This is a genomic window from Dyadobacter sp. CY326, assembly GCF_021390515.1.
GTDB lineage: Bacteria > Bacteroidota > Bacteroidia > Cytophagales > Spirosomataceae > Dyadobacter.
This window is the reverse complement of the sequence record NZ_JAJUXI010000012.1, coordinates 25,354-39,571: the sequence shown is the minus strand read 5'-3', so window position 1 is coordinate 39,571 and position 14,218 is coordinate 25,354. Positions and strand designations below refer to the sequence as shown.

Below are 14,218 nucleotides of genomic sequence, written 5' to 3'. Positions count from 1 at the left end.
TTCAAATGTCAGTCCAAAGGCAGTTTTTTATACCAGGTTTTCCAAAGAATTGCGACGCAGATGGCGAGAATAACAGCTGCAATTGTCGTCTGCATAGGCATGAGCAATATTAGAAATACAGGCAGCGCAGTGATCGAAGTTTGTGCCGTGATGCCGATCAGAACGTTGAACATATCCCATCGAAAATTACGATTTGGCACAAACAACGGATCTTCTGATTGAACAGCAGCGAGCACGGGACCCCAAAAACCCCATGGCCTTACGTTTTTGTAAAAAGTCTTTAATGTGCCGAGATCAGTCGGCGGAGTGAGCAAGGAACCTGCAACGGCCCCGACCGTAGAAATGAGCAGGATAACTGGAAAATAGAAAAGGGGGACCGTTCCGGTAAAAATGTAAGGCGCAATCAATGCGCAGATAATGCCGGCCAGCATTCCCCAAAAAAAGCCGCTGCTATTGAAGCGCCACCAATGCCATTTCAGCACATTGGAAGCGATGTAACCGCCAAATAGTGCCGAAACAATCCACTGCAGAATGCTGTTCACGTCTTTTGTCAGGAAGCCGAGCAGTATGCTGATGGTCATGACGGCGAGTCCAAGCAAATAATTCATGCGTGAAATTTGCTTGTTGCTGGCATTCGGGTTGAAGGATTTTATGTAAACATCATTGACAAGATATGCCTGAGCCGCATTGAAAGTGCCCGCAAATGTTCCCATGAAAGCGCCCATTAACCCAACTAAAACCAACCCGAGCAAACCGGGGGGCACATATGCATTCAAGACCGCCGGAAGGATTCTTTCAAAGTCTTTTTTATCCACAATGGAAATGTTCAGCTCTTTATAAAAAAGCAATCCCAGGATGGTGACGCCAATGATCAGCAGATAACGTGTGGGCAGCAGCACAACATTGACGATCATGCTCATCATGGCAGCTTCGCGCGGCGTTTTGGCTGAAAGTATTTTTTGCATATCGTAACTTGGCGGAGGCCCGGCCAGACTTGCCAGAATTCCTTTCGCGGTCATTAATGCGAAAAAATATCCGAATGGGGCAAATCCCTGCGCCTCAATCTTTTTGTTCACTTCGGGAATGTGCGTGCTCCAGTCCAGGCCCAGTTCTTTGCCAAAAAACAGGTTGTCCCAACCCACCGGAACGGGAAGCGAACCTGCATTTTGCAAAGCCTGCATGGCAATGAATGCAATCACGACCGACACAAAGACCATGATGGCATAATGGATCAAATCAGCCCAAACAATGCTTTTCATACCGCCCAGTAAGGAATAAAAAACCGTAAACAATGTAAAAATGACGCCATAAACATGCGCAGCATAAGCCTGCGGAATCTTGATGGGCACATGTGGCTGGACATATTTCCAGGGGATAAATATTTCAATGAATTTGCCCAGACCGATAAACCCGTAAGCCATAAAACTGAGGCAGCTTAGCAAGGCAAAAGCAATGATAATCTTATGCGACGGAGACGAATCTTTGTTGTTTCCGAAACGTGTCAGCATCCATTCTGCGCCCGTCGAAACATTGGATCGTCGCAACCAGATCGATAAATAGACCATCAGGAAAATCTGGTTGAAAACGGGCCAGAGCCAGGGCAGCCAAATGCTTTTCACCCCATAAATAAACATGATCGAAACCATCCAGACCGTCCCGGAAATGTCAAACATTCCCGAGGCATTGGACACACCAAGCATCCAAAACGGCATTGATCTCCCGCCGAGCATGTAATTATTTTTGCTTTGCTGGGCTTGTTTTTTAGTGATGATCCCGATAACAGTGACAAGCACCAGGTAAGCGGCAATGACAAGGAAATCGACAAGTTTTATCTTCATGCAAACGATCAGGCATCCATGGTAATCTTAATTTGTGAATTTAAAATACAATGGATGGATTCCAACACGCGCCAGTCGCTTTGTTCACAAACATATGGACCATTCAGGCGTAATGTATAGTACAATTTTATCAATGATTAGAATTTTTCTTGCTAACCAGTGGCTTCCATTTTACGGAAATTATGTTGCAAACGTTCAAAAGCGCCGGATAGTAACTTTTTAGTAGTGCAAAATGTAAATTTAAAGTCAATTGTGTTATTTTGGTATAATACATTTTAAACATTAAATGATTATATTTAACACTAAACAAGCCGAACAGACATATGAGTGAAATTTACCGTGAAATAACCCCCCTGACTCAGTACGATTGCTTCACTATTTTTGCCAGAAAAAAAACCGTTTTTGATTTTCCACTGCATTTTCATGATGAGTTTGAACTGAATCTTGTGTTGTCGGGTAAAGGGGTCAAAAGGATTGTGGGCGACCACACGGAGGTCATTGACGATGCGGAGTTGGTGCTTGTTGGCAATAATTTGCCGCATGGATGGCTCAACAATTCCTATAAATGGGAGGAAGGATCACCAGAAGTTCATGAAATAACCGTGCAGTTTCATCGAGATCTTTTTGATGATAAATTCCTGAAACGCAATCAGTTATTCTTTGTTCGTTCCTTGCTGGAAAAATCCGCCAAAGGCATTTCGTTCTCAAAGGAAACCATCGAACGCATCACGCCGCGGCTTACGGCCTTAGTGGAAAAAAGTGGCTTTGATTCCATCCTCGAACTAATGTCGATTTTGCACGATTTATCGGTTTCGAGGAATATGCGGACGTTGTCCAACAGCACTTTTAATGGTGAGAATGTCAATTATAACAGTCGCCGCATAGAAAAAGTGTTCGCCCATTTGCGTGATAATTATGACAAGGAAATCAATCTGGAAGGCGTTTCGAAACTCGCAGGAATGTCGGAAGTGTCGTTCAGCCGGTTTATCAAAAAACGGACTGGAAAGACGTTCATTGAAAGCTTGAATGAGATAAGATTAGGCCACGCATCCCGATCGCTCATTAACACGACGAACACAATTTCGGAAATCGCCTACAAATGCGGGTTTAATAACTTGTCGTATTTCAACCGGATTTTCAAGAATAAAAACGGCTGCACGCCAAAAGAATTCAGGGATAATTATTCCGGGAAGAGGACTTTTATTTGAGTTTATGACTTCCAGTAAAAAGTTTAGAGTTCAAAGTTTAGAGTCTAAAATACTTTGAACTCCTAACCTTTGAACTCTAAAAACTCATAAACTATACTTTCAGCATCCAGCCAAATGTGTCTTCCTCTTTGCCTGTGCGCAAGTCAGTTAAGTAATGTTTTACTTTATTTACGAAGGAATCTTCTTTGATTTCGGGAAGTGGATAATCCACGCCTTCATAAGCAATGGATGCAAAAGGAGAAATAACAACAGCCGTTCCAGCGCCAAATGCCGCCTCAAGACTTCCGTCTTTCAAGCCATCGATAATTTCTTTCACGCTTACCCTGCGTTCTTCGACTGGAATGCCCCAATGTTGTGCAATGGCAACAATGCTTTTGCGCGTGATGCCGTCCAATGTGGTTTCCGAAACAAAAGGCGTCACCAGTTTGCCATCCAAAATGAACATAATGTTCATTGTTCCGGATTCTTCAATGTAAGCATGCTCACGGGCATCGGTCCAGATTAGTTGATCATAACCTTCTTGTTGCGCAAGTTTAGCTGGGTAAAGCGAACCGGCATAATTGCCAGCACATTTGGTTGCGCCCACACCGCCTTCCGCAGCGCGGATGAAATGCGTTTCAACTTTTACACGCGGCGGTTTTGCATAATAAGTACCAACCGGGCTTGTAAATATGATAAAATAATAAGAATCAGATGGTTTTACGCCGATATATGGATCAGTAGCGAACATATAAGGACGAATGTAAAGCGAACACCCCTCTTGTGAAGGCACCCAATCAGCATCCTGACGAAGCAATTCGGTAAGTCCGCTCATAAAAATTTCTTCGGGAATCGTTGGCATGCAAAGGCGTTCCGCAGATTTATTCAGTCGTTTCCAGTTATCAATCGCGCGGAAAAGAAGCACTTCTCCATCTTCGCTTTTATAGGCTTTCATGCCTTCAAAAATAGCCTGACCGTAATGCAGCGCAGCGGTCGCAGGGCTTAGCGAAAGGTCGCCATAAGGGACAATGCGCAGGTCCTGCCATTGGCCTTCGCGATATTCGGCGATAAACATGTGGTCGGAGATGTTCCGGCCAAAAACGAGATTGTTGAAATCAACCTCTTGCAAACGTGATTTTGTCGTTTGCTGAACCTCTATTTGCAACGTGTCGGCTGTCATGATGCCTAAAATTTAAATTGCGGATATCGTTTTTTAAGTAAGTTTTGATTCTTTCTTAAGTCCCGCAATTTAAAAAAATAAATCAATAATCAACAGATATTTAGTATAACAATTAAATTTTCGGAGTAACCCTCGGTTTCCACGTAACTTCCTCAATTTCCAGCTCGTAAGTCATGGCGCGGCAGAGCATAAACAAATAATCCGAAAGGCGATTGAGATAACGAATGACAATTTCCTCCACTTCCTCACCTTGCTGCAAATGGATCACCGCCCGCTCGGCACGACGGCAAACTGTGCGTGCAATGTGCCCAAAAGAAACCGACTGATGTCCACCCGGCAGAACAAATGCCCTTAACGGCGGAATCTGCGAATCAATCACATCCATTTCTTTTTCAAGCAACATTACATCCTCATCCAGCAAGTCCGGCAAAATCCGCTTCACCTGATCCGACTCAGAAGCCAAATGCGACCCAATCGTAAAAAGCCGGTCCTGAATCTCCTTCAAAAAGTCCCGCCGATGCGCATTCACAAGCTGATCGCGCAGCATGCCAATGTAACTATTCAACTCATCGACAGTCCCATAAGCATCAATCCGCACATGCGCCTTGCTCAACCGCGTCCCGCCAATAAGGGAAGTGGTTCCTTTGTCACCTGTTTTGGTGTATATTTTCATTTGATTAAATTTTTTATTTGACTTCCTCTTTCGAGAGCAGTGTGTAAAATTGTTTTGGATTTAAAATCGACAATCTTGGAAAGTCAATGTTTTTGAAGATTTCAAAATGTTTGTCGAATGTAACTAGACAAGTGGCATTAGAGGATATTGCCAGGTCGGAAAACTTATTATCGTCAGGATCAACTTCAATTAAATTCCATCGAAAATGAGGCTCCGCGAAGGTAACGTTACTAGCGGTGCAAATGATTTCGAGAACCAGTTGGGCAGTTTTTTGAGAATAGAACTCGGTTAGTTTCTCTTCATATTCATCTAAAACACTTGTGCTGACGATCCACTCAAAAGCTTCTACTTCAAACGATTGGTAAATGAAGAATTCGAAATTTGCTCGATTAATGGTCTTGATCAAAACATTTGTATCAACCACTACGCTAAGCTTACTCATGTGCATGGCCCAGGTCGGATCTTAAATCTTTCGATTCAAGCTCCTCATAATCCGAAGCAGAAATTCCTTTTTCCTGCACGACTTTATCCACTTCCTCAAACAGCTTTTTGCCAAGATGCTTGACGATGATCCTTTTAATTTCGAGGACATCTTCGTCTGGAATCTGGCGATCGAACATTCTCAGCAGGCCGATCTGGATAGCATTAAGCCCAGTTGTATGGTGTGTCGTTTTCATAGGTAATCATTTTATTTCAAATATATTAAGATTTCGGTTTCGTAGGGAGCAAGGCTGCCCTCTTTGCAAAACCCAAATCATTAACCTTCTCAATTAGGTTTTAGAAACTCCCGAAGCTAATTTTGCAGCCAAATTTACTATGGCGATAAAACCTTTTGGAGGTTACTAATTCATGAAAGTTACAACATTTGTTATAAAAGTATGGCGCTGGATGTCTTTGATTTTGGTCATTGGAGCGCTTGTATGGACTTATTCGCTTTTTCCTCAGACGGTTGCCGTTGATTTCTCTGAAACGGGCTTAGCCGAGCGATATGTTGAAAAAGAGCATATCTTTTACATTGTTATGGGGCTATTTATTCTGAATAATGTGCTGATAACAGGCCTTGCTCGTCACATTCCCAAGGTTGACCCTGTTCACCTGCCCATTCTGAACAAAAAGGTCTGGGCACAACACCGGGATGCATTGAATGAGCATCTTACTAATTGGCTCTACTGTCTTGTCGCCGTAATCAACACCATTATCGGGCTGAGTCTTTTTGCGCTGGCGACAATCAACAGCCAGCAATACAAGCTTGATGTCTTCGATTTTTCTTGGCTATTTTATCTCGGCATTGGACTGATCGTTATCGTTTTCCTTTTGCCGTTGCGACTGCTGTGGACGCCTGCTCCTGAGGATAAAATTTGAGGCTGAGGGATGAAAGAAGGAGAAGCAGCAGGTGAGATAAATCTTGCAAACAATTGGCTAAAAGCCGCAGAAGCAATCCGGTTGGAAAATTATGTTTACGATCTGCCCGAGGAGAGAATTGCAAAATATCCGCTGGAAAAGCGTGATCAGTCGAAGCTGATGATTTACAAGGCCGGCGAGATTACACATAAGCGCTTCACGGCTCTGCCTGAAAACCTGCCTTCAAAAACGCTTCTAGTTTTTAATGATACCAAAGTAATTCCAGCAAGGGCTTATTTTAAAAAAGAAACTGGGGCAGTCATAGAAATTCTATTACTACATCCGGAGCTTCCGACGCGTGTTATTAATGACGCCATGTTGGTCAAACATTCCTGCGTTTGGGAATGCATGATTGGCAACAAAAAACGCTGGAAACTGGCGGATCAACTGATAACTGAAATCGAAATCAATGGTCAAAAGGTTAGTTTGAGCGTTAACTACGAAGATTATGACCGCAATCTGGTTCGGTTAAATTGGAGCGGTGATTTTGTGTTTTTGGACATTGTAAAAGCACTTGGCGAGATCCCATTGCCGCCTTACTTGAACCGCGACACCGAAGCGCGTGATTCTGAAACTTACCAAACCGTTTACGCACATCACGACGGAGCGGTCGCTGCGCCCACAGCTGGGCTGCATTTCACACAGGATATTTTTGGAAAGCTTGAATCAAAAGGTGTAAAAAGGTCATTTTTGACGCTCCATGTGGGTGCCGGAACATTCCAGCCCATCAAAGTCACTTCGGTGACGGAGCATCGCATGCATTCCGAGCAGGTTGTTTTTTCAAAGCAATTGATCAATGATTTGCTGGAAAATCTGGGAATGATTATTCCCGTTGGAACCACTTCATTAAGGTCATTGGAAAGTTTATATTGGTTCGGTGTAAAGCTTTTTCACCAGGAAACGACGGAATTTTTTATTGAAAAACTCTATCCTTATCCTTTTGAAGAGAGCGAATTACCTTCCGCTGGCGAAGCATTGGAAGCAATTTTAATTTTCATGAAAGACCAAAACCTCGATCATATTGTTGGTGAAACTGAAATCTTCATCTTCCCGGGCTACAAATTCCGCCTCTGCCAGGCCATTATCACCAATTACCACCAACCCGGCTCCACCCTTATCCTACTAGTCGCCGCCTTCACCGGGCAAGACTGGAAACGCATTTACGCAGAGGCCTTGAAAAATGATTATCGGTTTTTGAGTTATGGGGATTCTTCGTTGTTGTGGCGGAAGGATTAGGCTTGCCCTGACGTCACTTCACCCCAACAACCTCACTCATCCCCGAAACCCCATTCTCATTAAACGCTTCAATAGCAAAATAATAAGGCACGCCAACATTCAATGCGCGCAACTCAAATGTGTTAGGATCATCATTCCAGAATTGGTAAGTCTGATATAATTTGTCTGGCGCTATTCCCCAGAGCACATTATAACCAATCACTCCGGGCACTTTTTCCCATTTTAAATCCGCATTCCGCGTGTCTTTCTGGCGAATTGCATTGAAGTTTGTAGGCGTTTCGGGCGCTTTGCCAAACCCATTTCCGAAAACCCTAAACTCACTGATTGCTAATACCGGCGAGGCGACGTAAATGTGCTCGTAGCGAACGTAGCGCGCTTTTACTGGCTTTGTTAACTCAATGTAAGCGCAAGGCCGGTCGCGTTTGGGTTCTTTGGAAAGATCGCTGACGACATCCCATTTCTTGCCATCGTTGGAAGTCAGGATTTTGAATTGCGTGTAAACAACTTCTGGTTTATTGTCAAAGATGTCAGATTTGTAATCTGAATAATTTACCTGAATTGCTTTAATCTCCTGCTCTTTTTCCAGATCAATGGTTAGCGTTTCACCAGGTTTGTTTTGTTTGGCCGCCCAGAACGTCCTGGGATTTTCGTCTGTGATTTTTGCTGCGGACATTGTGTCCATGACGGACGATGCTACAACTGGTTTTTTATACGAAAGCAACATCCAGCCTGTAAATAATTCATCACCTTTTCCTTCCCATTTCTTTGTTGTCATTTTGTGCGGGAAATCGCCAAATCTGGTGTTGGCGAACATCTGGCCGTCTTTATCAAAACCAGCGGCATATCTGACAATCCTTCTCTCCATTCCCCAGTTGTAGCCAATCCATGAAGTTCCGGTGTTCCAGTAATTGCCATAATTATCCTGAAATGTATTCCCGTGGCCCGCTCCGGTTGCAAAGCCGCCGGGCTTGTAGGAAACCGGATTGTAGGGCGCATAAGTGAATGGCCCAAGCGGATCGTCACCGACGTAAGTGCCATTTGCATAAACATTGTATTCTGTGCCCGGTGCGCCGTATTGTAGATAATACTTGCCATTATGCTTGGTCATCCATGCGCCTTCGGTAAATGGTTTGAAAGGATCTGAATGGTTTGGCCCGAAGCGTTCCCAGCCGTGTTCATATTGATTTAGCCAAAACATTGCCTTGTATTGATCCTTGAAAGCCAGCTTTTTGCTATGGTCCAGCTCCGCACCGAAAATCGGATACACATTGGACGAACCCCAATACATGAACCATCTGTCGGTGTCCGGGTCATGATAAATCGCCGGGTCCCAGGGGCCAATGTCCTTCGGCAGGCGCGGTGTCCAGCGGTTGTAAAATTCCCAAATGCCCTTTTCAGGCGCAACAGAATAAAGGATCGGCCGCGATTCAAATGTAGATTGGAACAAAAAAAGCGTGTCCCGAACGGAAACTGCCGCAGGCGCACACATATCTTCAAAAGGCCAGCGGTTAGCAGTCAGATATTTCCAGTTGATCATGTCTTTGGAATGCCAATAACCGCCCTGAATCGTCACAAACATGTAATAATCGCTTCCTTTGCCCGAAACTTTATGGTTAATGATCACCGGATCCGCGCCGGATCGGTAACTGATTTTTTCGTTCAGCTGCTCAAAATTGTATTTGTAATCAATGTCCATCGGATTACAATAAGTCGTTTGAGCAAAGGATGGCAGGAAAATGGTGGTGATTAATGTGCAGCAAATAGCTTGTAAAATGCTTCTGATCATTAGTATGTGATGTTTGAATGCAGGAAAATCTTTCAATGATGCTAAAATAGGCACTTTCCCGGTAAACTGATAACCTTTACCTTTGCGCTTCGATTTTGAAATAAGAAACAGCATTTATAATGACGATTGATTTTGTTGAAGAACTGCGCTGGCGCGGAATGCTTCATGATATGATGCCCGGAACGCATGAACAACTGAAAAAAGAGATGACTGCCGGTTACATCGGTTTTGATCCGACAGCGTCATCGTTGCACATTGGTAATTTGGCCACGATCATGCTTTTGGTTCACTTCCAACGTGCTGGCCATAAGCCTTTTGCATTGATTGGCGGCGCGACCGGAATGATCGGCGATCCGTCCTTTAAAGCTTCCGAACGTTCGTTTTTGGATGAGGAAACATTGCGTATCAATCAGGAAGGCATCCGCAAACAGCTTGAACAATTTCTGGATTTTGACTGCGGCGAGAATTCGGCCGAAATGGTTAATAATTATGATTGGTTCAAAGACATTGGCTTTCTTCAATTCTTGCGTGATGCTGGTAAGTTCCTGAGTGTCAATTATATGATGTCCAAAGATTCGGTTAAGAAGCGTTTGGAAACGGGCATTTCTTTTACAGAATTTTCTTACCAATTATTGCAGGGTTACGATTTTTATCATTTATATAAAAACAAGAATATCCGCTTGCAAATGGGCGGGTCCGATCAATGGGGCAACATTACAACCGGAACCGAAATAATCCGCCGCAAGGAAGGGGACGAAGAAGGATATTTCAAAGCCTACGCATTAACGACGCCACTGTTGACAAAATCCGACGGCTCCAAATTCGGCAAGAGCGAAGGCGGAAACATTTGGCTGGACGCTGAAAAAACGTCTCCATACGAATTTTACCAATTCTGGCTCAATCAGTCTGACGAAGATTTGCCGCGTTATTTGCGGGTTTTTTCTTTCAAAAACAAAGAACAAATCGAAGTATTAGAGACAAGCCATGCCGCCGAGCCGCACTTGCGCATCATGCAAAAAGCACTGGCATCCGAACTAACAATCCGCATTCACTCCGAACGCGCATATCAAACCGTTTTGAAAGCATCGGAAGTGCTTTTCGGCAAAGCCACGCTCGAAACGTTGCAAAGCATCGAAGCTGATGAATTCGATACGATCTTCGCAGGTGTGCCGCAAACCGAGATTACAACTTCGGAATGGAGCGACACTCCTAACATTACGGATTTGATTTCGACTGCAACAAAATCCGAAATTTACGCTTCAAAAGGAGAGGCGAGAAGAGCCATTCAGCAGAATGCGGTTAGCGTTAACAAAGTAAAAGTGACTTCTGCCGAGCAGGTTTTGAGCGATTTTAGTTTGCTTCAAAATCGTTTTTTGTTGATTTCGAAAGGGAAGAAGAATCATTTGGTTCGGGTTGTTTAGATTTTAAGCCGTTGGGAAAAAAAAGATTTCAACGGCTTGTAGGATTTTCTTACAAAATTTTTACTTTTGAATGTCTAAGTCGTTTAATTCAATTGAAGAGGCATTTGCCTGGTTTCTGGAACATGTTTACAAAAACTTACCGCCCGAGGAAAAAAAAGGCGAATTAGTAAGTGCTTGGCGAAGCTTCACATTTAAACAAGGCATATCTCAAAAGCGGATGATCTCCATTTTAGAGCGTTATGGGTTTGATGTGAATATTTCAGTGACCTATAAAAAGTAAAATTTTTTATTCAGATTTTGTAAGATTTTCCTACATATTATTAAAAACTATAACCACTGTCAAAGATGTTTATCAATTCTAAACTAAAAAATGAACAAAGGCCTTTTACGGAAGCAGAGGCTCAAATGCTATTTAAGCAGCATGAAACAATTAAAGAATTTTTTGAGAGAGATAGCAGCGTTGAAATAGTCAACTCGCTAAACACTTTGGTAGAAACTTTTTTATTCTCGGAAGATTCAGACAATGTAACTCCGGAAATGCGCGTGCACATTGCAAATCAGCTGCGCGTGGTGACATTGATTACCAAATTGGGCGAGACGATGGTTAAATGGTAGACAATCTAATTGGAGTAAGCATATATCATAGCTCAACATCCCTATTCCCGCTAAAACGGGAACCGTAAATCATAGCATTTAACTCGTCTCCTGTTTCTGGTCCTTCCCAACTTCCGGCAACTTTGTCTAACAATGCTAATGATTCATCCTTAGTTAGGCGTCGTTGAGTAATTTCTGAAGTAATAAGTCCAAGGCGATTGGCAATTTCTTTCATAAGAAAAATGTCTTTTTCCTTATGCCCCTCGATAATTAGCTTAAATGTCATAGTGTGTATCTAGTTTATGTAAATTATTAACTTGACTCGAATTAACCACAATTTAGAAAACCAGCAAAAAGCTCTTTTTAAAAATGGCACGCTATAAAAGCAAAAAGTTCACCCTAAGCGCCCTGTGCTGATGGGAAGGGGGGTGAACGTGTTGATGCGAAATTAAATAATTTTTAACTCTTCCCCGTAAAACTATTCAAAACCGGCGCCGCGGTGGGATTATACTGATATGATTGCCAGGTATGATCCTCATAAATCTCCACAATCCGGTAACCTTTATAAGTCGTTCCCCAGTTGCCACCGAAGTGCCCGTCAAAGAAATAGGGCTTTTTTCCGTAGATTTTTGTGCTGTCCTGGTCGTGGTCATGGCCGTTGAAGATGGCTTTGATGTTGGGGGTGTTTTCGAAAAGGTCAATCACTTCCTTGCATTCGATCCCGTTGACGGTCCATTTGGCGGGTGTGATGTGCAGGAATACGAAAATGCCTTTTTTGTCGCCGTGTTTGGCGATTTCGCTTTTTAGCCACTTGGCATCCGGGCACACATATTCGCCTTTTTCGTTGGAGGTGTCACCGACTATGAATGCATATTCGCCTTTTGCGAAACTGTGGTTTGTTGGATATCCCCACGTGCTTTGCCACACATCCAAGCCTACTTTATCGTGATTGCCGCGACTTACATAAAACGGCACGCTGAGGTTGCTGATCGTGTTTTTGAAATCGTATAACAATGTCGGATCGTCGTGAATAAGGTCGCCATTGAAGAAAAGAAAATCGACGCCTTTCTGCATTTTCTCGCGATTTACCCAGCTGATTAGATCCGTGTGGAACTGCTTAAAATCGGTGTCAGGCTGACCATAATGTCCGTCCGAAGCTACGATAAACCGCATCGAGATCCTGGGCGGCACATTGATTTCTTCCGGTTTGGATATAAATGAAAGGGCTGGCAGCGCGGGTAAAAGTTTTAAAAAAGAGCGGCGTTCAAATGTCATTGGATCGTTCAGGTTTGGGGCGTTCTGGGGTGCTTATATTATTCCAAAAATAGTTATTAGCGAATGATATTTTCTTTATTCTTGCACCTTGTTAAGAATATTTAATATAAAATTCAATTCATGGATCGCTTAATCCTGCAAAAAGCAGCGTCATATTGTGCTTATCAGGAAAGGACGCAAGATGAGGTGAGGCAGCGCCTGAAAAAGTGGAATGTGTGGGGTGAAGAGGCCGACGAGCTCATTGCAGAGCTGATTTCAATGAATTATTTGAGTGAAGAGCGCTTTGCAAAAACTTATGCTGGTGGGAAATTTCGGATTAAAAACTGGGGCCGGATGAAGATCAGGCAAGAGCTGAATCGCCGTGGATTGAGTCAATATAGTATTGAGAAGGGAATGGGGGAGATTGGGGATAAGGCTTATATTGAAGGGCTGAAAACGCTTTTGGCAAAAAAGAAAAACTTGCTTGTGAAAACGGAGACTGATCCTTTTAAACTCAAACAAAAACTGGCAAGATTTGCCTTGGGGAAGGGTTACGAAAGTGAGTTGGTTTGGAAGTCGATTGAGGATTTGGAATAGGCTGTTAGACTTTCCAAGTCTTGGAGACTTGGAAAGTCTTCGCGACCGCATCAGAAGTCAGAATCAAACGAAATCTTATGCCCTGAATCTTTATCCTTCACACCACTCATAACACCAGCCTTCTGATATTCCCCAACACGTTTCTCAAAGAAGTTGGTTTTTCCAGGAAGTGAGATCAACTCCATGAAATCGAATGGGTTAGCAGAGCCGAATTGCTTTTCGCAACCTAATCTTTCCAGCCAGAAATCGGCGATGTATTCAATGTATTGGTTCATCAGGTCCGCATTCATTCCGATTAAGGAAACAGGCAATGCTTCGCTTACGAATTCTTTTTCAATTTTAACCGCATCCATCATAATTTCAATTACGCGTTCTTGCGGTAACTGGTTGACAATGTGTCTTGTATAAAGCAAACAAGCGAATTCGCAGTGCAACCCTTCATCGCGGGAAATTAATTCGTTGGAGAATGAAAGTCCAGGCATTAAGCCGCGTTTTTTGAGCCAGAAAATGGAGCAGAATGATCCTGAGAAGAAGATTCCTTCCACGGCTGCGAATGCAATGATCCTTTCTGCAAACACCGGACTGTTGATCCATTTCAATGCCCAATCTGCTTTTTTCTGCACACAAGGAATCGTGTCGATCGCTCTTAACAAATAGTCTTTTTCTGACGGATCTTTAATGTATGTATCAATCAGCAATGAGTAAGTTTCGGAGTGAATGTTCTCCATCGCGATCTGGAAACCGTAGAAGCATTTTGCTTCCGCATATTGCACTTCGCTAAGAAAATTGACTGCCAGGTTTTCATTCACAATCCCATCCGAAGCAGCGAAGAATGCAAGCACGTGAGAAATGAAATGTCTCTCTCCGTCGTTCAGGTTCTCCCAGTCTTTCATATCCTGCGACAGATCGATCTCCTCAGCCGTCCAGAAAGATGCTTCATGACGTTTGTACATTTCCCAGATATCGGAATGTTTGATCGGAAATAACACAAACCGCAAAGGATCTTCGATCAACAGGGGCTCCTGTCTGGTAAGTTCTTGTGACATAATTA

16 protein-coding genes are annotated in these 14,218 nt (G+C 43.3%); 7 read left to right on the top strand and 9 right to left on the bottom strand.

Annotation, left to right across the window (positions count from 1 at the left end; translation table 11 throughout):
- Positions 1-8 precede the first annotated feature (8 nt).
- Positions 9-1,838, bottom strand: a complete 1,830-nt coding sequence (locus LZG73_RS22125; protein ID WP_233854604.1) for a sodium:solute symporter family protein — start codon at positions 1,836-1,838, stop codon at positions 9-11.
- 323 nt (positions 1,839-2,161) lie between these two features.
- Here LZG73_RS22125 and LZG73_RS22120 point away from each other — a divergent pair, with 323 nt between their 5' ends.
- On the top strand, positions 2,162-3,046 hold the full coding sequence (locus LZG73_RS22120) for an AraC family transcriptional regulator (protein WP_233854603.1): 885 nt from the start codon (positions 2,162-2,164) through the stop codon (positions 3,044-3,046).
- A gap of 91 nt (positions 3,047-3,137) precedes the next feature.
- Here LZG73_RS22120 and LZG73_RS22115 read toward each other — a convergent pair whose 3' ends face one another.
- The 4 genes from LZG73_RS22115 to LZG73_RS22100 form a co-directional block, all read right to left on the bottom strand.
- On the bottom strand, positions 3,138-4,205 hold the full coding sequence (locus tag LZG73_RS22115; protein WP_233854601.1) for a branched-chain amino acid aminotransferase: 1,068 nt from the start codon (positions 4,203-4,205) through the stop codon (positions 3,138-3,140).
- 112 nt (positions 4,206-4,317) lie between these two features.
- Positions 4,318-4,878 carry a cob(I)yrinic acid a,c-diamide adenosyltransferase gene (locus LZG73_RS22110; protein WP_233854599.1) on the bottom strand — a complete coding sequence of 187 codons (561 nt, stop codon included), beginning with the start codon at positions 4,876-4,878 and terminating at the stop codon, positions 4,318-4,320.
- A 13-nt stretch (positions 4,879-4,891) separates the two neighbouring features.
- Entirely contained in the window at positions 4,892-5,320 is a 429-nt protein-coding gene (locus LZG73_RS22105) for a putative toxin-antitoxin system toxin component, PIN family (protein ID WP_233854597.1), read from the bottom strand.
- Positions 5,313-5,555, bottom strand: coding sequence for a hypothetical protein (locus LZG73_RS22100; RefSeq protein WP_233854595.1), 243 nt, complete (start codon positions 5,553-5,555; stop codon positions 5,313-5,315). Before LZG73_RS22100 ends, LZG73_RS22105 begins: the two co-directional genes overlap by 8 nt.
- Positions 5,556-5,727: 172 nt before the next feature.
- On the opposite strand from LZG73_RS22100, the gene LZG73_RS22095 reads away from it, so the two are divergent.
- Together LZG73_RS22095 and LZG73_RS22090 are read left to right on the top strand one after the other, a co-directional pair.
- Positions 5,728-6,240 carry a hypothetical protein gene (locus tag LZG73_RS22095; protein ID WP_233854593.1) on the top strand — a complete coding sequence of 171 codons (513 nt, stop codon included), beginning with the start codon at positions 5,728-5,730 and terminating at the stop codon, positions 6,238-6,240.
- 9 nt (positions 6,241-6,249) lie between these two features.
- Positions 6,250-7,515, top strand: a complete 1,266-nt coding sequence (locus LZG73_RS22090) for an S-adenosylmethionine:tRNA ribosyltransferase-isomerase (protein ID WP_233854591.1) — start codon at positions 6,250-6,252, stop codon at positions 7,513-7,515.
- Positions 7,516-7,528: 13 nt separating this feature from the next.
- On the opposite strand, the gene LZG73_RS22085 is transcribed toward LZG73_RS22090, so the two are convergent.
- On the bottom strand, positions 7,529-9,415 hold the full coding sequence (locus tag LZG73_RS22085; RefSeq protein ID WP_409014351.1) for a discoidin domain-containing protein: 1,887 nt from the start codon (positions 9,413-9,415) through the stop codon (positions 7,529-7,531).
- An 11-nt stretch (positions 9,416-9,426) separates the two neighbouring features.
- Here LZG73_RS22085 and tyrS point away from each other — a divergent pair, with 11 nt between their 5' ends.
- The 3 genes from tyrS to LZG73_RS22070 all read left to right on the top strand — a co-directional run bounded on the left by tyrS (position 9,427) and on the right by LZG73_RS22070 (position 11,337).
- Entirely contained in the window at positions 9,427-10,722 is a 1,296-nt protein-coding gene (gene tyrS / locus LZG73_RS22080) for a tyrosine--tRNA ligase (RefSeq protein ID WP_233854918.1), read from the top strand.
- Positions 10,723-10,792: 70 nt separating this feature from the next.
- On the top strand, positions 10,793-11,002 hold the full coding sequence (locus tag LZG73_RS22075; RefSeq protein WP_233854589.1) for a hypothetical protein: 210 nt from the start codon (positions 10,793-10,795) through the stop codon (positions 11,000-11,002).
- Positions 11,003-11,067: 65 nt separating this feature from the next.
- Positions 11,068-11,337, top strand: a complete 270-nt coding sequence (locus LZG73_RS22070) for a hypothetical protein (protein WP_233854587.1) — start codon at positions 11,068-11,070, stop codon at positions 11,335-11,337.
- A gap of 25 nt (positions 11,338-11,362) precedes the next feature.
- On the opposite strand, the gene LZG73_RS22065 is transcribed toward LZG73_RS22070, so the two are convergent.
- Both LZG73_RS22065 and LZG73_RS22060 read right to left on the bottom strand, forming a co-directional pair.
- Complete coding sequence (locus tag LZG73_RS22065; RefSeq protein WP_233854585.1) at positions 11,363-11,602, bottom strand: hypothetical protein; 240 nt, start codon at positions 11,600-11,602, stop codon at positions 11,363-11,365.
- 173 nt (positions 11,603-11,775) lie between these two features.
- Positions 11,776-12,591, bottom strand: a complete 816-nt coding sequence (locus LZG73_RS22060) for a metallophosphoesterase (protein ID WP_233854583.1) — start codon at positions 12,589-12,591, stop codon at positions 11,776-11,778.
- Positions 12,592-12,711: 120 nt separating this feature from the next.
- Here LZG73_RS22060 and LZG73_RS22055 point away from each other — a divergent pair, with 120 nt between their 5' ends.
- Positions 12,712-13,167, top strand: a complete 456-nt coding sequence (locus LZG73_RS22055; protein WP_233854581.1) for a regulatory protein RecX — start codon at positions 12,712-12,714, stop codon at positions 13,165-13,167.
- 50 nt (positions 13,168-13,217) lie between these two features.
- Here LZG73_RS22055 and LZG73_RS22050 read toward each other — a convergent pair whose 3' ends face one another.
- Complete coding sequence (locus LZG73_RS22050; protein ID WP_233854579.1) at positions 13,218-14,213, bottom strand: ribonucleoside-diphosphate reductase small subunit; 996 nt, start codon at positions 14,211-14,213, stop codon at positions 13,218-13,220.
- Positions 14,214-14,218 lie beyond the last annotated feature (5 nt).

Coding starts and splice junctions, on each gene's coding strand:
- LZG73_RS22125 (WP_233854604.1), bottom strand. CDS start 1,838: ATGAAGATAAAACTTGTCGATTTCCTTGTCATTGCCGCTTACCTGGTG.
- LZG73_RS22120 (WP_233854603.1), top strand. CDS start 2,162: ATGAGTGAAATTTACCGTGAAATAACCCCCCTGACTCAGTACGATTGC.
- LZG73_RS22115 (WP_233854601.1), bottom strand. CDS start 4,205: ATGACAGCCGACACGTTGCAAATAGAGGTTCAGCAAACGACAAAATCA.
- LZG73_RS22110 (WP_233854599.1), bottom strand. CDS start 4,878: ATGAAAATATACACCAAAACAGGTGACAAAGGAACCACTTCCCTTATT.
- LZG73_RS22105 (WP_233854597.1), bottom strand. CDS start 5,320: ATGAGTAAGCTTAGCGTAGTGGTTGATACAAATGTTTTGATCAAGACC.
- LZG73_RS22100 (WP_233854595.1), bottom strand. CDS start 5,555: ATGAAAACGACACACCATACAACTGGGCTTAATGCTATCCAGATCGGC.
- LZG73_RS22095 (WP_233854593.1), top strand. CDS start 5,728: ATGAAAGTTACAACATTTGTTATAAAAGTATGGCGCTGGATGTCTTTG.
- LZG73_RS22090 (WP_233854591.1), top strand. CDS start 6,250: ATGAAAGAAGGAGAAGCAGCAGGTGAGATAAATCTTGCAAACAATTGG.
- LZG73_RS22085 (WP_409014351.1), bottom strand. CDS start 9,415: ATGCTGTTTCTTATTTCAAAATCGAAGCGCAAAGGTAAAGGTTATCAG.
- LZG73_RS22075 (WP_233854589.1), top strand. CDS start 10,793: ATGTCTAAGTCGTTTAATTCAATTGAAGAGGCATTTGCCTGGTTTCTG.
- LZG73_RS22070 (WP_233854587.1), top strand. CDS start 11,068: ATGTTTATCAATTCTAAACTAAAAAATGAACAAAGGCCTTTTACGGAA.
- LZG73_RS22065 (WP_233854585.1), bottom strand. CDS start 11,602: ATGACATTTAAGCTAATTATCGAGGGGCATAAGGAAAAAGACATTTTT.
- LZG73_RS22060 (WP_233854583.1), bottom strand. CDS start 12,591: ATGACATTTGAACGCCGCTCTTTTTTAAAACTTTTACCCGCGCTGCCA.
- LZG73_RS22055 (WP_233854581.1), top strand. CDS start 12,712: ATGGATCGCTTAATCCTGCAAAAAGCAGCGTCATATTGTGCTTATCAG.
- LZG73_RS22050 (WP_233854579.1), bottom strand. CDS start 14,213: ATGTCACAAGAACTTACCAGACAGGAGCCCCTGTTGATCGAAGATCCT.